Source organism: Nitrospirota bacterium (assembly GCA_016195565.1).
Taxonomy (GTDB): domain Bacteria; phylum Nitrospirota; class Thermodesulfovibrionia; order Thermodesulfovibrionales; family UBA1546; genus UBA1546.
On record JACPZK010000029.1, the window covers coordinates 1 to 19,989 of the forward strand.

At 43.0% G+C, this 19,989-nt stretch carries 20 protein-coding genes and 1 tRNA gene; 10 read left to right on the top strand and 11 right to left on the bottom strand.

Annotation, left to right across the window (positions count from 1 at the left end):
- Positions 1-45: 45 nt before the first annotated feature.
- The 3 genes from HY035_09280 to cobA form a co-directional block, all read right to left on the bottom strand.
- Complete coding sequence (locus HY035_09280; protein MBI3378571.1) at positions 46-480, bottom strand: hypothetical protein; 435 nt, start codon at positions 478-480, stop codon at positions 46-48.
- Between the two features lie 11 nt (positions 481-491).
- A tRNA-Arg gene (locus HY035_09285) sits at positions 492-568 on the bottom strand.
- 263 nt (positions 569-831) lie between these two features.
- Positions 832-2,385 (bottom strand): uroporphyrinogen-III C-methyltransferase, encoded by a 1,554-nt coding sequence (gene cobA, locus HY035_09290; GenBank protein MBI3378572.1) that lies wholly within the window; start codon positions 2,383-2,385, stop codon positions 832-834.
- A gap of 587 nt (positions 2,386-2,972) precedes the next feature.
- Between cobA and HY035_09295 the strand changes: the two genes are divergently transcribed.
- From HY035_09295 to HY035_09335, 9 genes are all read left to right on the top strand, one after another.
- Positions 2,973-5,213, top strand: a complete 2,241-nt coding sequence (locus HY035_09295) for a vitamin B12-dependent ribonucleotide reductase (protein ID MBI3378573.1) — start codon at positions 2,973-2,975, stop codon at positions 5,211-5,213.
- Positions 5,214-5,309: 96 nt separating this feature from the next.
- Positions 5,310-5,921, top strand: a complete 612-nt coding sequence (locus HY035_09300; GenBank protein ID MBI3378574.1) for a hypothetical protein — start codon at positions 5,310-5,312, stop codon at positions 5,919-5,921.
- Positions 5,922-5,924: 3 nt separating this feature from the next.
- A complete protein-coding gene (locus HY035_09305; GenBank protein ID MBI3378575.1) occupies positions 5,925-6,785 on the top strand; it encodes a tetratricopeptide repeat protein in 861 nt (286 codons plus the stop codon).
- Positions 6,786-6,937: 152 nt separating this feature from the next.
- On the top strand, positions 6,938-8,335 hold the full coding sequence (locus HY035_09310; GenBank protein MBI3378576.1) for a site-specific DNA-methyltransferase: 1,398 nt from the start codon (positions 6,938-6,940) through the stop codon (positions 8,333-8,335).
- Positions 8,335-9,291, top strand: coding sequence for a restriction endonuclease (locus HY035_09315; GenBank protein ID MBI3378577.1), 957 nt, complete (start codon positions 8,335-8,337; stop codon positions 9,289-9,291). The genes HY035_09310 and HY035_09315 overlap by 1 nt, the downstream gene beginning before the upstream one ends.
- A gap of 147 nt (positions 9,292-9,438) precedes the next feature.
- Entirely contained in the window at positions 9,439-9,750 is a 312-nt protein-coding gene (locus tag HY035_09320) for a hypothetical protein (GenBank protein ID MBI3378578.1), read from the top strand.
- Between the two features lie 58 nt (positions 9,751-9,808).
- Positions 9,809-10,378, top strand: coding sequence for a four helix bundle protein (locus tag HY035_09325; protein ID MBI3378579.1), 570 nt, complete (start codon positions 9,809-9,811; stop codon positions 10,376-10,378).
- A gap of 67 nt (positions 10,379-10,445) precedes the next feature.
- Positions 10,446-11,048: a tetratricopeptide repeat protein gene (locus tag HY035_09330; protein ID MBI3378580.1), complete on the top strand. Its 603-nt coding sequence runs from the start codon at positions 10,446-10,448 to the stop codon at positions 11,046-11,048.
- A gap of 138 nt (positions 11,049-11,186) precedes the next feature.
- Positions 11,187-11,402, top strand: coding sequence for a hypothetical protein (locus HY035_09335; GenBank protein MBI3378581.1), 216 nt, complete (start codon positions 11,187-11,189; stop codon positions 11,400-11,402).
- 9 nt (positions 11,403-11,411) lie between these two features.
- On the opposite strand, the gene HY035_09340 is transcribed toward HY035_09335, so the two are convergent.
- Positions 11,412-12,248 carry a ParB/RepB/Spo0J family partition protein gene (locus HY035_09340; protein ID MBI3378582.1) on the bottom strand — a complete coding sequence of 279 codons (837 nt, stop codon included), beginning with the start codon at positions 12,246-12,248 and terminating at the stop codon, positions 11,412-11,414.
- Complete coding sequence (locus tag HY035_09345) at positions 12,220-12,999, bottom strand: ParA family protein (GenBank protein ID MBI3378583.1); 780 nt, start codon at positions 12,997-12,999, stop codon at positions 12,220-12,222. The genes HY035_09340 and HY035_09345 overlap by 29 nt, the downstream gene beginning before the upstream one ends.
- A 114-nt stretch (positions 13,000-13,113) precedes the next feature.
- Here HY035_09345 and HY035_09350 point away from each other — a divergent pair, with 114 nt between their 5' ends.
- Positions 13,114-14,448 carry a transglycosylase SLT domain-containing protein gene (locus tag HY035_09350; protein MBI3378584.1) on the top strand — a complete coding sequence of 445 codons (1,335 nt, stop codon included), beginning with the start codon at positions 13,114-13,116 and terminating at the stop codon, positions 14,446-14,448.
- A 26-nt stretch (positions 14,449-14,474) separates the two neighbouring features.
- On the opposite strand, the gene HY035_09355 is transcribed toward HY035_09350, so the two are convergent.
- The 6 genes from HY035_09355 to HY035_09380 are packed head-to-tail and all read right to left on the bottom strand — an operon-like array spanning position 14,475 to position 19,920.
- The gene (locus tag HY035_09355) at positions 14,475-15,167 is read right to left on the bottom strand and encodes a tetratricopeptide repeat protein (protein ID MBI3378585.1); all 693 of its coding nucleotides are present in this window, start codon (positions 15,165-15,167) and stop codon (positions 14,475-14,477) included.
- Positions 15,167-15,823: a histidinol phosphate phosphatase domain-containing protein gene (locus tag HY035_09360; protein ID MBI3378586.1), complete on the bottom strand. Its 657-nt coding sequence runs from the start codon at positions 15,821-15,823 to the stop codon at positions 15,167-15,169. The genes HY035_09355 and HY035_09360 overlap by 1 nt, the downstream gene beginning before the upstream one ends.
- Positions 15,824-15,841: 18 nt before the next feature.
- Positions 15,842-16,567: a ComF family protein gene (locus HY035_09365; GenBank protein MBI3378587.1), complete on the bottom strand. Its 726-nt coding sequence runs from the start codon at positions 16,565-16,567 to the stop codon at positions 15,842-15,844.
- Positions 16,531-17,034, bottom strand: coding sequence for a PilZ domain-containing protein (locus HY035_09370; GenBank protein ID MBI3378588.1), 504 nt, complete (start codon positions 17,032-17,034; stop codon positions 16,531-16,533). The genes HY035_09365 and HY035_09370 overlap by 37 nt, the downstream gene beginning before the upstream one ends.
- Positions 17,034-18,320, bottom strand: a complete 1,287-nt coding sequence (locus HY035_09375) for an adenylosuccinate synthase (GenBank protein ID MBI3378589.1) — start codon at positions 18,318-18,320, stop codon at positions 17,034-17,036. The genes HY035_09370 and HY035_09375 overlap by 1 nt, the downstream gene beginning before the upstream one ends.
- 22 nt (positions 18,321-18,342) lie before the next feature.
- Positions 18,343-19,920 (bottom strand): phosphoglycerate dehydrogenase, encoded by a 1,578-nt coding sequence (locus tag HY035_09380; GenBank protein MBI3378590.1) that lies wholly within the window; start codon positions 19,918-19,920, stop codon positions 18,343-18,345.
- Positions 19,921-19,989 lie beyond the last annotated feature (69 nt).

The following is a 19,989-nucleotide window of genomic DNA, read 5'->3' on the forward strand; positions in this document are numbered from 1 at the left end:
CCATACTGATAGAATGCTATAACATGCCTGCCTAAAAATCAAGGCTCAGGGTTTTATTTTTCTAAAGCTGTCCAGTGAAACTATCTTCCCTTTAGTCACAGCATCTTTTTTGCCGTTCCGGATTTTTTGAGATTCTGACAGAGAATCTTTAGTTTCCATCATATCCCACCTGTCAAATTTTATCTTCGCATCAGGAGAGTATACAGAGATTATATCATCGGAGTGCAGAAAGCAGTTCTCCACTTTATTGGTAGAGCCGAATCCGAGCGTTGTTACTATGCTCCCGTCTTCAGTCCACTGAAGGGTTTTATAGTTTTTGCTGTTAAAAGCCAGTACAAGCCCGTTTTCTTTTTCTTCGTCAGTAAACCCCCTGCTGCCTATCATGGTGCGTTCAGACTGCTTGATTACGACAAAAACCCTGCCGTAGTCATTCATCATGTCATAAAATAAATTCTGGAGATATTTAAGTTGGTTTTTCATTTAAATAAAAATGGTGCCCCCTGCAAGAATCGAACTTGCGACCCCAGGTTTAGGAAACCTGTGCTCTATCCTACTGAGCTAAGGGGGCATTAACAGAAATCCAAAATTCAAAAATCAAAATTAAAAGTGAAAATTACCAGACACAGAAACTGTAGTTGTTATGATACCATTTCATAAAACAGACAGTCCAGTTGCGACGGGAATGTTTATCCCAAATCCCGATTTAGAAATTGTCATTGCGAGTGAAACGAAGCAATCTCAAGCTTTTGCAGAAAGATTGCCACGAACCCTTCGGGTTCTCGCAATGACAGCAAAGACGAGCCGTTAGCAAGTCTAAATCGGGATTTGGGTTTATACAGCAGTTTTCGTCTTTGCCGCCCATTTAATAATATCTTCAACCATTGCCTCAATTGTCGCGGTCTCAGGCATAATCTCAACTTTGAGCCCTGCCTTTTCAACTGCCCCTGCAGTTACAGGCCCGATAACAGCGATCGCAACATCCCTGAGAAGCTCATCAGCATCTTCCCCGATAATCTCCATGAAGTTGTCGAATGTTGACGCGCTTGTGAATGTCGCAACTGATATGCGCCCTTCTTTTAAAAACCGCTTTAACCGTTTGCCGTGCATCTCCGGTTTGACTGCGCGGTAAGTTACAGGGACATCAATCTCTCCGCCTGATTCTCTCACCTTCTCAGGGAAAATCTCTCTTGCCTTCTCAGCGCGCGGCAGTAAGAACTTTATCCCCTTTAAACTTTGAATTTTGAATCTTGAATCTTGAATCTTGATAAATGTTTTTATCAGTCCTTCCGCATTAAATTCCTCAGGTATTAAGTCAACCTTAATTCCGTATTTTTTTATTTCCGCTGCTGTCTTTGTTCCAATGGCGCATATCTTTATGCCCTTCAAATCCCTGATGTCCTTGTCTTTCTCCATCATCCTTTTAAGGAAATACTTCACGCCATTGCCGCTTGTAAAAATAATCCAGTTATACACCTCAATTTTATTTATCGCTCTGTCAAGCTCATCATAGTTTTCCGGCGGCGCTATCTCTATAGTCGGAAATTCGATCATCTCCGCTCCCAGATCTTCAAGAGGCTCAAATCCTCCGGCATGCTCTCTTGTCACAAGCACTCTGTGTCCGAACATAGGTTTCTTCTCATACCACATGAGTCTCTCTCTTAATTTCACGACTTCGCCGATAACCATAACGGCAGGCGGCTTTATATCTTTTTCTTTCACAATGTCGGCAATGTCTCTCAGAGTGCCTGTTATGGTCTTCTGGTCAGGCCTTGTGCCCCACCTTATCACCGCAACAGGCGTGTCCGGGCTTCTGCCGTTTTCCATAAGTTTTTTTATGAGGACATCCATATTTTTCACAGCCATTAAAAAAATCAGAGTGCCGGCTCCTGTTGCAAGCTTTGCCCAGTCTATCGCAGACTCTTCTTTTGTCATGTCCTCATAACCCGGGATTACCGCAAATGAAGATGAATATCCCCTGTGTGTGATAGGTATTCCTGCGTATGCAGGCGCTGCCACAGCAGAACTCACGCCGGGCACAACTTCAAAATCAATATTGTTTTCAGCAAGCGCCTCTGCCTCTTCTCCGCCCCTGCCGAATACAAAGGGGTCGCCGCCTTTAAGCCTGCATACAACTTTTCCTTCTCTTGCCTTTTCAACAAGGACCTTGTTTATTTCATCCTGCGTCATTGTATGGTGTCCGCCTCTCTTGCCGGCGTATATGAATTCAGCATCATGTTTTATGTAATTCAAAACCTGAGCATTTAAATGGAAATCATAAACCACCGCATCTGCTCTCTGGAGGCATTTCATACCTTTGACTGTCAGCAGTCCGATATCGCCGGGGCCTGCGCCAACAAGATAAACTCTGCCTTTTTTCTCTTTCATAGACAGATAATTTTAACACAAACACATTGCCGAATATCTTTGAGCGACATCAGAGAATTTTTGGTAACAAATCTCGGCGAAGTGGAAGATAAGCAATTTCAATTGTTTGAGTTCCGAAAGCCTTCGGAACGAGTTTTGAAATTGCCTGTAACGAGCCATAGATTTGTCAAAAAGTCTCTGCAAAAAGCGAAAATGTTGTTCGGCAATGTGTTTTAATTTTACTTGACAATCTCTCAACACTGATTTCACCGATAAAATCCTTGCAAATCATGCAGTTACAAAAAAACAACTTTCCGCTTGACATACACAAGATATTGTGGTTTAATTACTGAAACTTCATTTAACAACACAAATTATTGTCCCGATAATATCGGGGAAGGAGACTCCTATTCGTGGAGATTTGCAAGGGCTTTGAAGATTGGTTTGCCTGCTTGAAATGCCCTGATATCTGTACAAAAGCCTGTCCTATAGAAAAAGAAAGTGCCGTTGAAGAATTCAGACAGCGGATGAGTTTGCGTGAAAGTTATAACAGCCAGACGGAATTTAAAGAAATACTATAAATAATATAATTTTACGGGGAGGAATTTATGAAGGTCTTAAATGGTCTCAGCCTTACACAGAATGCGATGAAAGTCCTTGAGAAAAGGTATCTCAAAAAAAATGAGGAAGGGAAGATTGTAGAGACGCCTCATGAGCTTTTCAAAAGGGTTGCGCGGAGTGTTGCAGCTGCCGACCTTCACTATGGAAAGACAGAGGCGGAAGTCAATGCATTAGAGTCATCTTTTTATGAGATGACAACCTCTCTGGATTTCCTCCCTAACAGCCCCACACTGATGAATGCTGGAAGAAGGCTGGGACAGCTCTCTGCATGTTTTGTGCTTCCTGTTGATGATTCAATGGAATCCATATTTGATGCGGTGAAGAACGCCGCAATAATACATAAATCAGGCGGAGGAACAGGATTCAGCTTTTCAAGGCTCAGGCCCAACGGAGATGTCGTGGGTTCAACCAAAGGCGTATCATCAGGCCCGATATCGTTCATGACAGTCTTTGATACAGCAACAGAGGCGGTAAAGCAGGGCGGGACAAGAAGAGGCGCAAATATGGGCCTTTTGAGAGTTGACCATCCTGATATCATAAGCTTCATCACATGCAAGGATGAAAATACAAAGCTTACCAATTTTAATATCTCGGTCGGGCTCACGGAAGAATTCATGAAGGCCCTGTCAGAAGACAGGCAGTATGACCTTTTAAACCCGCGCGCGCAGAAGGTTACTCAAAGGCTCAAGGCAAAAGAAGTTTTTGACCTGATAGTAAACCATGCATGGAAAAACGGAGAGCCGGGCATTGTGTTCCTTGACAGGGTAAATGAATCAAACCCCACTCCGCATATAGGTTCGATAGAATCAACAAACCCGTGCGGAGAACAGCCATTGCTTCCATTCGAATCATGCAATCTCGGTTCAATCAATCTGGCAACCCATGTCAGGCATGACAGTGAAGCGCAGGTGGACTGGCAGAAACTAAAAGACACCGCATGGAAAGCAGTGCATTTTCTTGACAACGTCATAGACGTAAACAAATATCCGTTGAAAAAAATAGAGGAGATGACAAAGGCAAACAGAAAGATAGGGCTCGGCGTTATGGGATGGTCAGACATGCTGATTCAGATGAACATACCTTACAACTCCGAACGCGCAGTAGAGCTTGCCGGGGAGGTTATGGGATTTATACAAGCAGAGGGCAAAAAGGCATCATCAGCGCTCGCGGAAGAAAGGGGAGTTTTCGAAAATTACGAAGGAAGCATCTATGACGGAAAACTCAGGGTAAGAAACGCAACAGTTACAACCATTGCGCCGACAGGCACATTATCCATAATCTCAGGATGCTCATCAGGCATAGAGCCTCTCTTTGCAGTCTCCTATGTAAGGACTGTTATGGAAGGCACAAAACTTATAGAGGTAAATCCTCATTTTGAAAAAGTCGCCAAAGAGCGGGGCTTCTGGAACAGGGAATTGATGGAGCAAATCGCTGAGAAAGGGACGATAAAAGATTTTAAGGAAATTCCTGATGATGTTAAGGCTGTGTTTGTCACGGCGCATGACATAACGCCTGAAGAGCATATAGTGATGCAGGCTGCCTTCCAGAAATATGTTGACAATGCAGTATCAAAGACAGTCAACTTCTCACATGAGGCAACGCCAAAGGATGTTGAAGATGTATACCTGCTTGCATACAAACTCGGCTGCAAGGGGGTCACTGTTTATCGCGACGGCTCAAGGGAAGAACAGGTGCTTACAACAGGCAAGTCAAAGGAAAAACCTCAGGCAGCGGATGCAGCGCACACACAGAAGATAATTCCGAGGAAAAGGCCGGAGATGATTAAAGGCTCCACGCGCCTTATGAAAACAGGATGCGGACATCTATATATAACAATCAACGAGGATGACAAAGGACAGCTCTTTGAACTCTTTACGTCAATGGGCAAGGCAGGCGGGTGCGCTTCAAGCCAGGCAGAGGCAATCGGCAGGCTCATTTCACTTGCTTTGAGGTCGAATATTGAGCCTGAAGTAATAACAAGTCAACTTAAAGGCGTGCGCTGCCACCAGCCGGCATGGCATAGCGGAGGGCAGATCCTCTCATGTGCTGACGCAATTGCAATGGCTATCGAAAAACATAAGACAGACGGCAAGAAAGGAAACGGCAACGGACACAAGGACGTTTCGGCAATCATGCTGATAGGCGCATGCCCTGAATGCGGCGGCGCAGTTGAGCACGAAAGCGGCTGCGCAGTCTGCCACAACTGCGGATTTACAAAATGCGGGTAAAAGGAGAAGTTGAGCTTAGTTATTTTATCATCATCTTTTTAATCTATAATAAGTTTTTACGTACTTAAACAAAAATACGCAAGGCGGCGTTGCTTAATGGGAAACACAGAAAATGAACAGACAATCACCAAAATTAAAAGATTAGGCTTGTTTTTTACAAATACTAAGACAAAATTACGTCCAATATTTAGTGTTTTAGCATATATCTTGCCTTTTATAGTTGCAGGGGTAGTAATTCATAGCAATTTTTTTACTGAACCAGGAAATGGTGATATTGAAACCAAATTCGCAAAATATGAAACAGGTAGCATCGTTGCATATCATGGCGAATTGCAAAACAAATCAGCTTACCATGCAAAAGAGTTCGTACTTAAAGGAAGATTCAACTCAAAAATACTTGATTCACGCATAAATACAAGTGATAGTCTTGAGAAAAAAGAAAGCAATCATAGTGGTTCTTTTGAGTTTTCTTTAAAGCATCTCTCAGGGAAAAATAGATGTGATTTTTATATCATAGTCGATAAAAATAGTTTAATTACAGAGAAATTTAAAGTCTCGTGGGGCAAAAAAGGAACGTTGGAATTAAATCTTCAAGAGCCAAATGAATATATAAAACGAGGCATTGAGTTAAGAGAAAGAGCATCAGACTTATCTCACAAAGCAAGGCAGAAGTGGTTTGAAGATAATGCAAAAAATATTAGGAAATAGAATATGAAACCAATAAAAATAAGATACTCTTTAATAATAATAGTATCATCATTAATAATTCTATATCTTGGTGGAAATGTTCTCATCAATAAATTTTATGATAGAAATCATAAAGACGACTTCACTATTATTACAGTAGACGAAGACAAGAATTTTTCCTCAAATTTAAATTATAGAAATGCAACAGATGCCTTCAACAAAAAAGATTACGAGTTAGCAATTGAGGAACTAAAAGAAGAAATCAATAAATATCCCAGCCATGCTCAAGCTTATTTTTTATTGGGTAGAATATATGAAGACATAGAGTTTCAGGGAGGAAAATATTATTCAAGGATGTTAAATAATTATGAAAGATATATAGAGCTTAAGCCAAAAGGTAAAAGAATAGAGCATGTAAAACTTAGGGTTGCACAATACTATATCAAGGAGGGATTAGCACAACAAAATACAAATTATTTAAATAAAGCTGAGAAACATTTAAAGTCTTTAGATCAAAATAATGGTGACGTCAAAATGGCACTTGGTGCTATTTATCTGGACTATCAAAATTATGATCAAGCGATAGCTCAATTCGAAAAATCTGCTAACTTGAGCCTCAGTGAATTAAAACTAAAATATAACAGCTTGGGATTGGCTTATATAAAAAAAGGGATGTATGCTAAAGCAGAAAAAATCCTTGAGATTGCAGTTAAAATTGACCCAAAAGACAAATATGCACATAACAACTTAGGATTTGTTTATGCTCAACAGGGAAAACTAAATAATGCTAAGGTTCATTTTGAAGAGGCATTAAAACTTGATCCTACTTATAGGAATGCAGAAAAAAACTTGCAATGGGTTAAAGATGAAATAACTAAAAAATGAATCTGGGTGCACATAATTGAACAATGATATGAATCCTAAACCCTTCATAATCATCGGAGGCAGGCGTGACTAACATTACCAGTCCATATCTTTTTGAGAGAGCATCAGTTGATTTGCTTGATGAGAAGCTTGATGACAAAACACATTATTCTATTAAACAGCAGACCGCTTTAACCGAAATAGAAACTCTCGACAATAAATTGATGCAGCGCTTTCATAATAAAATCAAGCTTCAGCCGGAATTAACACGGCAGCTTGTAAGTTTTCAAGCCAATAAACCAAGACCGACCTACCGCTGGTATAAATACAAAGAGGCGTTTTCCGCATCTCTTATTGAACTTCTGTTGTCAAAATATGGAATTACATCCGGTAAAGTGCTCGACCCGTTTGCAGGCAGCGGCACTGCCTTGTTTGCGACAAGCGATGCAGGAATTGATGGTGATGGCATTGAACTGCTTCCTATCGGACAGCAGATTATCCTTGCAAGGAAATGTTTAGAGAGAGAATTTACAAAAGATGATTTTGCTTGCCTTAAACGCTGGGAGATTGAGCGGCCTTGGTCTCAATCACAACTCAGAATATCTCTTTCTGAGTTACGCATTACAGCAGGCGCATATCCTAAGAAAACTTTTGAATTAATCGAGAAATATATGGGTGCTTTGCAGAGAGAAAATAAACAGGTTCAGTCTGTTTTAAGATTTGCCTTGTTATGTGTGTTGGAATCGGTCAGCTTTACGCGAAAGGATGGGCAATATCTCCGTTGGGATTATCGTTCAGGCCGCAGGCAAAGCGCAAAACCATTCGATAAAGGGGAAATACTCAATTTTGATAAGGCAATCTGCGCCAAAATAAATGAGATTTGCGATGATTTAGAGGCAGGCAAGGATACCTCTAAACTATTTTCCACAAAAGTTTTACAGGGAGATATAAATCTTTTTTGCGGTTCATGCCTTGATATAATGCCTACCTTGCCAGAGAACTTATATAACGCAGTGGTGACATCCCCGCCTTATTGTAACCGCTATGATTATACAAGAACGTACGCATTAGAATTAGCGCTTCTTGGCATAGGAGAAGAGGAAATAAGCAGGCTTAGACAGGAAATGTTAAGTTGTACGGTTGAAAACAGGGCAAAAGATTTATTGAAAATTAATCCGAAATGGCGAGACGCCATAGTAGCCGCAGACAATCAGAGATTGTTACAGGCTATCTTGCGTTATCTTGAGGCAGAAAAAGAAGAAGGCCGCTTAAATAACAACGGCATTCCGAGGATGGTGCACGGCTATTTTTATGAAATGGCGTGCGTCATTGGCGAGTGCGCACGTGTCTTGAAACCAAATGCCCTTTTATTTATGGTAAATGACAATGTGCGTTATGCAGGCGCAAGCATTTCAGTTGATATGATCCTTTCTGACATAGCCGAAAATCTGGGATTCCATGTAGAAAATATTCTTGTTTTGCCAAACGGCAAGGGCAACAGCAGCCAGCAAATGGGTAAACATGGACGTGATCCATTAAGAAAATGTGTTTATGTCTGGAGGAAGATATGATGATTAAAAACAAACCGCATCATAAACATCTGTCCAGTAGTTCAGACCTTGTAACTACGTATGAAGAAGTTAGAGCCGGGTTTGTCGCTCTGGCTCTTGAAAAAAACCGTAGAGCAACCCCTTTTGTGGAGCAAGCGCGTTCTTTAAAAGCAGCAGCATCTCAAGCCGCAACTCCTGTTGATTTGCTTAACATTGAAACCATACAACCTGCCCTATTGACAGCATCGGGCGTGTCAGACAAAGCAGTTAATTATCTCCTGCCTGAAGACAAGATAGAGGCAATCCATGGATTGATTGCAAAATACCTTGAACCAGCGGGGCCTGCTTTTGTTGAAGAACTGGTTTTTAGGTTTCTGTTAACAAGGGGCGATACCTTGGGTGGTTCAATGCGAAATATCGGCGGAGTCATGGGAGAGCGCAAACTGACTCGTGCGACTCTTGCGAACCTTGCGCTTGCTAAAATCCCTTATCAATGGCTTCACTCTGACAGTAAGGAATGGATAATCGGTAAAGATGACGATGCTGACATAGAACTGTATCTTACCGCACTCAGTTGGTCATTCAAAGACAGAACTCGCACTATGATTTATAACCGGACGGTGCCTTTTATAAAGAAAAATATAGATTTGTGCCTTCTTGATTGTAAGCCTCAAGAATTGAAAACCGCCTTTACTATGCCATCTCGTTACGTTGCTCTCGGAGAACTCAAAGGCGGTATTGATCCTGCCGGAGCAGATGAACATTGGAAAACAGCAAGAACATCTTTAACCCGTATACGCAAAGCGTTTTCTAATAAGCGGCTTTCTCCTTATATATTTTTTGTTGGTGCAGCAATTGAAAACAGCATGGCCGAGGAAATATGGAATCAGTTGGAAGATGGGACATTGGCTAATGCTGCCAATTTGACCAATGCGGATCAAGTTGCATCCTTATGTGGATGGTTGTGTAGTTTATAAAACCATAATCACCGGTGACAGCCTCGAAATGAGAAAGGGTTAGCTTGGAAGAATACGAATGTATCCATTGTGAAGGTATCAGTCAAATTCTGATACTTAAAGACACCGAAAAGGCAACAGAGCCGACGATAGAGTTTTGCCCTTTCTGTGGAATGTCAAACGAATATCCAAAAGAAATTGAAAGCGAAGACTGAGAAAAATAAAAAACTCTATCTCGCCACTTTTGAATTCATCAGCGGTGAATATGAGCAAAGTTTTCACAGGCTTTTATATGCAAAAAATGCAAAAGATCTGTATAAGCAAATTCACAGATATTTAAAAGACTATTACGGTCTGGGGAATACCTCAGAGATTGATGATGATGTTTATTATTACTGGCATGGTGAAATCGCGGTTAGGTATTGCGGCTGGGAAGAAATCACGGACTCTAAGCAAATTATTGATAGGCTTCTTTGGTAAGAAGCAAGACTACCGGGAGTCTTGGGACTGATAAGACGCATAGGACAAATGGGACAATATGATAAATAAGAAAGATGAAAAACCTGCCCTAATCCCTCCTCACGGCGGATACCGCAACCTAAAATCCTATCAGACTACAGAAATCATTTATGACGCCACAGTTGTATTCTGCGATAGATTTATCGGCAAGCGGTCGCGCACGCATGACCAGATGGTGCAGGCAGCGCGCAGCGGCAAGCAGAATATTGCAGAAGGCAGCATGGCTTCAGGCACTTCAAAAAAGACCGAGCTGAAACTTATCGGAGTAGCCCGCGCAAGCCTTGAAGAGCTGCTGCTTGACTACCATGATTTTCTGCGGCAAAAGGGGTTACTGCTCTGGGAGAAAAACAATCCAGAGGCACAAGCCATTCGAAAGCTTGCTTGGGAAGAGAATAGGTCGTATAAGACCTATAGGACATATATCGAGCAAAGCTCACCTGAAGTCGCTGCCAACACCCTTATTTGCCTGATTCATCAGGCAAATTACCTGCTTGACCAACAGCTGCGGCAACTTGAGAAACAATTCCTCGAAGAAGGGGGATTCACGGAAAAACTTTATCAGGCGCGGCTGCAGGTCAGGAGAAAATAAAAGCGGAAGGATTGACTAAAAGGATAACGGTTAATTAATATTTGAGAGGATTGAAAAGGAGCTGAATATGAAAATCAGGATTATTCTTTTAGGAATTTGCCTCATCATTGCATGGAACTCCCATACGGCGATGGGGGCTGACGCCCAGATTTATTTCGACAGGGGCAACAACTTTTACAACGAAGGTGATTTTGACAAGGCTATTGCAGATTATACAAAAGCCATCTCAATAGACCCTAAATACGCTGAGGCTTACTATAACCGCGGACAGGCATATTACAGAAAAGAAAAATATGAGGAGGCAATTAAGGATTACACCAAGGGCATTGAGTTACAGCCCAATGATGCCGAGATATACCACCGCCGGGGGCTTGCCTACTTCAACAGAGGCCAATACAACAATGCCATTGAGGACGCAACCAAGGCCATCTCCCTGAGCCCGAATTTTGCCCTGGCCTATTACAACCGCGGGCTTGCACACGCCAAAAAAGGACGCTATGACGAAGCGATTGAAGACTATAACAAGGCTCTCACTATAATCCCAAGCTACGGCGAGGCTTATTTCTTCCGCGGCGTTGCTTATACAAGGAAAGCTGCCGCTGATTTTAAAAAGGCATGCGACAAAGGGAATAAATATGCGTGCGATAACTATAAACAGCTTTCTGAGTAATCTGTATCTATGAGTTAAGCAGGGGACACTAAAGAACCTTATCGGCCCTGACTGCGCATATCACCTTTATAAAAAATTTGACACAGCTGTTGAAAGTGATACAATTTATTTAAAGACTGCTAAAAAAGGAGGAATGTCATGGCAAGATTCATAAGGTATGAGTGTGATGAATGCGGCTGCGAAGTCACTGTTAGAGAGATGCCTGAAACACAGCTGCGCCCCATCTATTGCTGCGGAGTGGAGGTGGAAGAAATCTCCACTGCCAAGCAGAAGGCTGTAAAGACAAAGAAAATAGCAGCCAAAAAGAAGGTTGCAAAGAAGAAAAAGGCAGTTTCAAAGAAAAAGAAGAGATAACGCCTCTTTTTAGATCATCAGTATATCAAGCAAGCGGTCAAGTTCATCGAGGGAATAATATTCTATCTCTATCCTGCCGCCCTTTTTGCCTTTATGATGAATCCTTACCTTTGTGCCAAGACTCTTTATAAGCTTGTCTTCGAGGGATGCTATCTGCGGGTCTTTAGGCCCTTTGTGTGTTTTTGATTTTTTTGTCCCTGAAAGAGTGATGCTTTTAGCCAGCGTTTCTGTTTCCCTGACGCTTAACCCCTTCTTTATAATCTTTCTTGCGGCATCTGTCTGATTGGCCCTTCCTTCGATAGAGAGGATGGCCCTTGCATGTCCCATGCTCAAAGAGCCGTCAGAGATTAAGGATTTTATTTCTTCGGGCAGTTTCAGAAGCCTGAGGTAATTGGCAACAGTAGCCCTCTCCTTCCCGACCTTCTCCGAGAGAGCTTCCTGAGTAAGGTTGAAATCCCTCATTAGTTTATGGAATGCCTCTGCTGTTTCAACAGGATTAAGGTCCTCCCTCTGTATGTTCTCTATGAGCGCTATCTCCAGAGAGTCTCTTGATGCAACATTCTTTACGATTGCGGGAATCTTTTTAAGCCCCGCAAGCTGCGAAGCGCGCCATCTCCGTTCGCCTGCGATGAGCCTGAACGAACCGTCTCCTGCCCTTGAGACTATAATCGGCTGAAGCACGCCCCTTTCCTTTATTGAGGCCGCAAGTTCCTTGAGAGAGCCATCCCTGAAGACCTTTCGCGGCTGTTCTCCGCCGGCAGATATACGGGTGACTTCCAGATGAAGTATTTCTTCGCCCTTCTCAGGAATTAATGCGTCAAGTCCTCTGCCTAATGCCGTTTTCATTCAGTATCTCCTTTGCCAGTGATACATAACTCTGCGCGCCCTTAGACCTTGCATCATAAAGCAAGGCAGGCTTTCCGTGGCTCGGCGCTTCAGCAAGCGCTACATTTCTCGGAATTACAGTATTATATACCTTGCTGCTGAAATGTTTTCTGACCTCTTCCGCAACCTCATTTGCAAGCGTATTTCTTGAATCAAACATTGTAAGGACTATGCCTTCAATATCAAGGCCTGAGTTAAAAGAATTTCTCACAAGCCTGATGGTGTTTGACAGAAGGCCGAGCCCTTCAAGCGCATAGTATTCGCACTGCACAGGAATAAGAACAGAATCAGCGGCTACAAGCGCATTCAGCGTCAAAAGACCGAGAGAAGGCGGACAGTCGATAAATATATACCGGTATTTATCGCGTATGGCAGCTATCGCATGAGAAAGAATATGCTCCCTGCCTTCGCGTCCGACAAGTTCCACCTCAACGCCGAGGAGATCTACGGTTGAAGGGATAATGCCGAGATGATCTACTTCTGTTTCCCTTATCGTTTCTCGTATCTTGCACTTTTCGGAATAAAAATCATAAAGAGTCTTCTCCGTATTGTCTCTTGATATGCCAAGTCCGCTGGTAGAATTTCCCTGAGGGTCAGTGTCTATTATGAGGATATCTTTTTCTGCAAGGGCAAGAGAAGCAGCAAGATTTACAGCAGTTGTGGTCTTGCCGACACCGCCTTTCTGATTGGCTATTGCGATTATTTTACCCATAATACGGAAGCTTTCGTATTATACCAGTTTCACTATGAGATTTTGGAGAAGAATATGGATGAATAAAAACTTTTACTTGACAAAAACATCAGGTTAGGTAAAAATTAACCAATTATGGGCAAATTGCGTTTGTTTTCTGTTTTATGCTTTATATTGTTTTTGTTTGCGCCGCTTTATGCCTCCGGGACTCCGGAGGAAAAATCTGCGGACGGTCAGCCTCCGCCTGTAATCTCGGAGAAGCCTGCTGAAAAAACAGAACCGGCCATAAAAGCAGAATCCGTAACAAAGGCAGAACCCGTAATAGAAGCAGCGCCTGAGGCAAGACCCACTGTAGCAGAAACTGAAACCGTCCCGTACAAATCAAACCCCATGGCAGTAAAGGCAGTAGAGAAGAGCACTGCTCTCTTTGCCGAGAGGATAAGGGAAAGATTTGCCATGTGGCTGAGCCGTTCAGGGAAATATGTGGAACTGATGAAGGAGATATTGAAAAACAAAAATGTCCCTGAGGATATAGTATTCCTTTCCTTAATAGAGAGCGGTTTTAATCCCTATGCATATTCGGTTGCAAGGGCGGCAGGGCCCTGGCAGTTTATTTCCGCAACCGCAAAGAGATACGGGCTTGTAATAGACTGGTGGAGAGATGAAAGAAGAGATCCTGTAAAATCAACAACTGCGGCGGCAAATTATCTCAGTGACCTTTATGAAATGTTCGGTTCATGGAACCTTGCAATGGCTGCATACAATGCAGGCGAGGGCAAGATACTCAAGGCATTAAAACGCTCCAAGAGCGATGATTACTGGCCATTGCTTAATACCCGCCATATAAAAAGCGAGACGAAAAACTATGTCCCGAGATTTATAGCAGCAAGCAATATTGCCGCTAACCCTGAAGAATTCGGATTCAGAAATATTGTATATCATCAGCCGCTGAATTACGATGAGGTCAAGGTAAACGGGCCGATTGACCTTGAGGTTGCGGCAAAGTGCGCTGATACTACAGTAGAGACAATAAAAGAGTTGAACCCTGAACTCAGAAGATGGTGTACGCCTCCCGGCATGCCTGTTTACATCCTCAGGATTCCATCTGGGACAAAGGAAATTTTCCAGAAAAACCTTTCTGAAATTCCTGAAGATGAAAGATTCACTGTTGCTGCATATACTGTCAAAAAGGGTGACACCATAGAGAAGATTGCCAAGAAATCAGGCCTGTCTGTAAAGGCAGTCCTTGCGCTAAATTCAATGGAGAGAGTAAAACCCCTCCAGCCCGGAACCGAAATAAATCTCCCTCCAAAAGAAAAATTCCAGCCTGACAGGGAAGACAGGTATGACAACAGAAAGGCATCCTATAAAAAATCAAATAAAACCAAGACTGTAAAAACCAAGAAGCCAAATAATAAAAAGGTGCTGGTTACAGCCTTGAATAAGAAAAAGAATATCGCTAACGAGTAGTTGTGTCTCCTATCGTAAACAAACCTCTAACCCTTCTTCCTTTCAACCCTCGCCTTTGCCTCTTCGGAGAATGGAGACTGAGGGAAATCTTTTATAAGCTCTTCGTATTTCTTCTTTGCCTCTTCGATATTACCCTGAGCTTCAAGTATCTTGCCTGACTCTATGAGAGAGAGGTCTTTGTATGTTCCTGTCTTATAATTGTAAAGCACGGCGAAAGATTTAAGAGCTTCTTCGGCGCTGCCTTTCTTCAGGCTGATCATAGCCATCTTATAATATGAAAGCGGGACAAACTTCTCATCATCAGGGAATTTCCGGTTCAATTCTTTCAGAGCATTTAATGAATCTTCGTATTTCCCAAGTTCATAATAGCAGTTCGCAATATAATACAGGGATACAGGTGATTTTCTTACATCGTATGCCTTTTTGAATATCTCCGCTGCCTTTTTATAACGCTCCTCGCCTGCAGCAGGCTGTTTTTGATAAAGCCCGTAGTATATTTTATATGCCTCGTATTCAAGCTTCTGAGCTTTGTTTTTCTGGGTATTGCTGTAAAGGAAAAAGCCTCCGATTGCAATAACTGACAAAACAACGGCAGCAAGTGCAGTTATTAAAAAACGCTTTCTCTCCTCTGCGGATTTCTTAAATCTTGAAAGAGTTCCGTTTGCCTCTGTCCCGGATGTTGTTTTCTTTGCAATCTTTTTCTTTATAGGCTTTGGCATTAATCCCTCCTGAGCGCCTTTTCCACAAGAGCCTTGGAATTTTCAAAGACATATTCTATCCTATTTACATCTATTCCTGCAGAAAGCAGTATCTTTTTCGCAGTCTCACCGGTTATTAAATCAGCGGGGCCGTGGGCATCTGTATTTATTACAAGGTGAACGCCAAATTTTATTGCCTCTTTTGCAACATGCCCATTGGAAAGCGAATGCCCTTTCCTCGATGTAATCTCGAGGGCGACGCCTTTCTCTTTTGCAAGGAGCAGGTCTTCTGTTGAGATAATGCCTGGATGCGAAACTATGTCCGCGCCTGCCTCTATTGCCGCCCTGTTTGTCCCCTCTGCAACAGGCTCTGCTATTGTCTCTCCGTGAACAACAACTATCCTTGCGCCAAGCTGCCTTGCCTCTTTAACCATGGAAGGAATCAGCGCAGGCGGAACATGTGTAATTTCAGCGCCGGGGATTGCTATGATTGAGACAAAATCTTTTAAAGCTTTAAGCGCCTTTACAACCCTCGGTATCACAATATCAATATTTGACTGGTCCACATGGTCTGTAATAGCAATAGCCTTGTAACCCATTACCGATGCCCTTTGTATCAATTCAGCGGGCAATAGTTCTCCGTCGCTGAATAAACTATGTGTATGCAGATCAATCATAACTGAAACAATATGATACTACATCATGCCTGCCCGTGCAAGAGTAATAACAATAACCTCTTTTGCTCCGGCGCTCATTAATGTCTTTGAGCACTCTCTTGCTGTCGCGCCTGTTGTCATTACATCATCAAGAAGAAGCAGTCTCAGGTTGTTTATTTTTCCGTTGGTTTTAAATGCTCCCCTGAGATTTTTCATCCTCTCCTTGGCGCCCAAACCTACCTGAGGCAGAGTATCCCTTACTTTTAAGAGCATATCCATATAAAGAGGCGTCTTTATATTTTTTGAGATTACCCTTGCCATGAGAAGCGACTGGTTAAAACCCCTTGCTCTAAGAGCATTTTTGCTGAGAGGAACAGGGATTATGCCGTCGCATTCAGGCATTTCAAGATTCAGAAGCAATTTCCCCAGAGGATTGGTAAATCTTCTCAGTCCTGAGAATTTCATCAGATTAATTGCCTCTGCCAGCGCATCGGAGTAAATGCCATAATTTAAGACCACTGAAAATGAAGGCAAATGTGTGAGGCATTCCTTGCAGACAGCGGCATACACCGACACCAAGGGAACAGCGCATATCCTGCATGAAGGCCCTGAATAACGCTTAATCCCGCGCCAGCAATTTGTGCATATCGGTGAATGCTGAAAACTGTCAGAGAGGTTGCTGCACAACGGGCATATTGAAGGATAGATTAAGTTCACCAGCCGTGAGGCTACAGCGTATCCTCTGCTCTTAAGAATGTCCCGCACTTCCCGCACCTCGGGTTTAATGAAAGTTTTTCCCTTGCCACTTTATTTTTAACATTACAATCCGAGCAGGTTATTATCAGGTATTCAGGCGGTGGTGATGCGCTGGAATTCTCCTGTGGGGCAGAAGGATTATCTTTATTGCCTTCATCCATTGCATTTAAAAAAATTGTATAGCTTGAATCCTTTTCTATTATCTCAATCCCCATACCATTTTTTAAAGATACAATTGGAGTTCTTATGGACCTTTTCACCTTCCCCTTGAGTTTTGAAATTTTGTTATCAGGCAGATAGAGTTCTATTTTTATTACTGTCCCCGGCACAAGCCCATAGCGGGTTCTTATAAATATGCCTCTCTCAGAAATATCGCTTGTTATCCCTGTATATACCACCGAATCCGCTGCCATCGAATCCACTTCAAATTTAGTCTCAAGTCTCTTCCTGTGACGGGTAAGTTGTCTTTTTGACATCAGAACACCTCCTTGAGAATTATTAGTTCGTCTCTTTTCTGGCCTGAAGAGATGATCCGGACTTTGACATTAAGCATGCTCTCTATCTTTTTAACATACGACTGCGCTGCTGATGGAAGTTTCTCAAAACTTTTTACGCCGCCTGTATTTTCCTTCCAGCCGCGAACCTCTCCATAGACAGGTTCGCACTTTTCCAAAATGTTCAGTTCCTTCGGGAATTCTTCATAGAGCTTTCCTTCACACCTGTAAGCAGTGCATATCTTAATATTCTCAAGGCCGTCAAGTATATCAAGCTTTGTCAGCACAATCCCGCTGAACCCGTTTACCCTTACAGCATACCTCAACGCCACCATATCAAGCCAGCCGCATCTCCTCGGCCTTCCTGTGGTGGCTCCGTATTCGCCGCCCTTTTCCCGTATCTTTTCTCCGAGGGAATCTTTTATCTCTGTGGGGAAGGGACCTTCACCCACCCTTGTAGTGTAAGCCTTAACAATACCGATAACGCTGGAAATCTTTGTTGGGCTGACGCCAAGCCCTGTACATGCTCCTCCTGCGGCAGCGCTTGAAGATGTGACATACGGATACGTTCCGTGATCAACATCAAGGAGCGTTCCCTGCGCGCCTTCAAAAAGCAGGTTTTTATTTTCATCAATCATCCTGTTGACGATTACATCCGTGTCAGCAATACAGCCTGCAAGCCTCTCTGCGTATCTCATGTATTCGCTGTATATATCATCAACATCAAATGAAGGGGCATTATAGAGAACCTTAAGGAGATGGTTAACGCCGGCAAGATTGTTTTTAAGTTTTTCTTTGAAAATCTCAGGATAAAGCAGTTCGCCTGCTCTTATTCCTGTCCTTGCTGTCTTATCAACATAGGCAGGCCCTATTCCTTTGCCTGTTGTCCCGATTTTTTTTGAGCCCTTAAGCCTTTCCTGCTCTCTTTCAATCGCGGCATGATACGGCATTATCAGGTGAGAGCTTTTGCTCAGGAAAAGATTTTTTCCTATATCAATCCCGCGTTTTATCAACCCGTCCATTTCTTCAATCAGGGATTTCGGCTCAACAACCACTCCGTTGCCGATTATGCAGGTTTTTCCTTTATGAAGAATTCCGGAAGGGATGATATGAAGAACAAATTTTTCATTGTTTATTACAACGGTGTGCCCTGCATTGTGCCCTCCCTGATACCGGGCCACTGCATCGGCTTTCTCCGTGAGCACATCAACAATCTTTCCCTTGCCTTCATCGCCCCACTGGGCGCCAACTATCACTACAACAGACATTTTATCCTCTTCATATTAAATTTTAGAGATTCAGCACCTTTACAGAAAGGATATTCGGCATCTTTTTTATCTCATCAAGCTGACAGGATGTCACGGGAGAATCAATGCTCATTACAGATATCGCCGTGCCTCCTGCGCTCTCCCTTCCAAAATGCATACGGGCTATATTGATATTGTTCTTGCCGAAGAATGAGCCCAGATTCCCGATTACTCCGGGTTTGTCCACATTATATATAAACAGCATTATCCCTTCAGGCGCTATCTCCACTGCAAAGTTGTCTATCTGAACAATCCTCGGGTCTTTTTTGCTGAATAATGTTCCGGCGAAATACCTCTCCTTATCTTTTGCTTTAATTCTTAAGGCAAGCATGCTCTGGTAATCGCCTGCCCCGGCAGTCTTCGTCTCTTTAACCTCTATGCCGCGCTCCTTTGCAATAAAAGGAGCATTAACAAAATTCACTGTCTCTTCCAGTATCGGCGTGAGCAAGCCTTTTAATGCCGCTATTGTGACAGGAGCAGTGTTAAGCTCCGAAACATCTCCCATATATTCTACCGTAACTCCAGTAATGCCGCCTTCGAACACCTGCGCTGCAAAACTCCCGAGTTTCTCCGCAAGATTCAGATAGGGCTGAAGCCTTGCCACCTGATCCGCAGGGATTGAAGGGAAATTTACAGCGTTTCTTATTGTGCCGCGCACAAGGTAGTCTGCAATCTGTTCCGCAACTGCGATTGCAACATTTTCCTGAGCCTCTTCTGTAGCTGCGCCGAGATGCGGCGTGCATATTACATTATCAAGCCCTATCAGTGAAAAATCCTCAGGAGGCTCGTTTTCAAAGACATCAAGCGCAGCGCCTGCAACCTTGCCGCTTTTCAATGCCTCATACAGATCCTTCTCGTTTATTATCCCTCCCCTTGCGCAGTTGATAATCCTGACCCCGTTTTTCATTTTTCCGAGGGTCTCTGAATTTATGAGGTTCCTTGTTTCAGGGGTCAGAGGCGTATGTATCGTAATGAAATCCGACCTGCTGAAAAGCTCATCAAGCGAGACTTTTTCTATGCCCAAAGCCTTTGCCCTGTCATCGCTGAGAAACGGGTCATAGGCTATCACAACCATCTCAAGCCCCTGCGCCTTTTTAGCAACCTGATTGCCGATGCTGCCGAGGCCCATAATACCGAGAGTTTTGTTGAAGAGCTCAACCCCCATAAATTTTTTCTTTTCCCATTGCCCTGCCTTCATAGAAGCAGTCGCCTGCGGGACCAGTCTCGCAAGTGAAAATAAAAGGGCAATTGTATGCTCTGCTGTTGTAATCGTATTGCCTCCCGGCGTGTTCATTACAACAATACCTTTTTTTGATGCGGCAGCTTTGTCTACATTATCAAGCCCCGAACCTGCCCTGCCTATTACCTTAAGGTTTTTTGCAGCCTCAATAATCTCTGCCGTGGCCTTTGTAGCGCTCCTTATGACAAGGCCGTGATATTCACTGATGCATGCCTTAAGCTCATCAGGCTTCATGCCTGTTTTGACATCAACATCAAGACCTGCTTTCTTAAGTATCTCAACTCCTTTGTCTGAGATCTTGTCGCTTACCAGAACCTTCATCTTTCCTCCGAAAATTTATAACTTTTTGAACTCTTAAGGATAACACAGCCGTAAAAACCTTGACAAGAG

What these genes read in the sequence shown, in the direction of transcription:
- HY035_09315 (MBI3378577.1), top strand. Translation starts at nt 8,335, where the DNA reads ATGATTAAAAACAAACCGCATCATAAACATCTGTCCAGTAGTTCAGAC.
- HY035_09295 (MBI3378573.1), top strand. Translation starts at nt 2,973, where the DNA reads ATGAAGGTCTTAAATGGTCTCAGCCTTACACAGAATGCGATGAAAGTC.
- HY035_09380 (MBI3378590.1), bottom strand. Translation starts at nt 19,920, where the DNA reads ATGAAGGTTCTGGTAAGCGACAAGATCTCAGACAAAGGAGTTGAGATA.
- HY035_09280 (MBI3378571.1), bottom strand. Translation starts at nt 480, where the DNA reads ATGAAAAACCAACTTAAATATCTCCAGAATTTATTTTATGACATGATG.
- HY035_09305 (MBI3378575.1), top strand. Translation starts at nt 5,925, where the DNA reads ATGAAACCAATAAAAATAAGATACTCTTTAATAATAATAGTATCATCA.
- HY035_09340 (MBI3378582.1), bottom strand. Translation starts at nt 12,248, where the DNA reads ATGAAAACGGCATTAGGCAGAGGACTTGACGCATTAATTCCTGAGAAG.
- HY035_09335 (MBI3378581.1), top strand. Translation starts at nt 11,187, where the DNA reads ATGGCAAGATTCATAAGGTATGAGTGTGATGAATGCGGCTGCGAAGTC.
- HY035_09370 (MBI3378588.1), bottom strand. Translation starts at nt 17,034, where the DNA reads ATGTCAAAAAGACAACTTACCCGTCACAGGAAGAGACTTGAGACTAAA.
- HY035_09360 (MBI3378586.1), bottom strand. Translation starts at nt 15,823, where the DNA reads ATGATTGATCTGCATACACATAGTTTATTCAGCGACGGAGAACTATTG.
- HY035_09355 (MBI3378585.1), bottom strand. Translation starts at nt 15,167, where the DNA reads ATGCCAAAGCCTATAAAGAAAAAGATTGCAAAGAAAACAACATCCGGG.
- HY035_09330 (MBI3378580.1), top strand. Translation starts at nt 10,446, where the DNA reads ATGAAAATCAGGATTATTCTTTTAGGAATTTGCCTCATCATTGCATGG.
- HY035_09375 (MBI3378589.1), bottom strand. Translation starts at nt 18,320, where the DNA reads ATGTCTGTTGTAGTGATAGTTGGCGCCCAGTGGGGCGATGAAGGCAAG.
- HY035_09325 (MBI3378579.1), top strand. Translation starts at nt 9,809, where the DNA reads ATGATAAATAAGAAAGATGAAAAACCTGCCCTAATCCCTCCTCACGGC.
- cobA (MBI3378572.1), bottom strand. Translation starts at nt 2,385, where the DNA reads ATGAAAGAGAAAAAAGGCAGAGTTTATCTTGTTGGCGCAGGCCCCGGC.
- HY035_09345 (MBI3378583.1), bottom strand. Translation starts at nt 12,999, where the DNA reads ATGGGTAAAATAATCGCAATAGCCAATCAGAAAGGCGGTGTCGGCAAG.
- HY035_09300 (MBI3378574.1), top strand. Translation starts at nt 5,310, where the DNA reads ATGGGAAACACAGAAAATGAACAGACAATCACCAAAATTAAAAGATTA.
- HY035_09350 (MBI3378584.1), top strand. Translation starts at nt 13,114, where the DNA reads ATGGGCAAATTGCGTTTGTTTTCTGTTTTATGCTTTATATTGTTTTTG.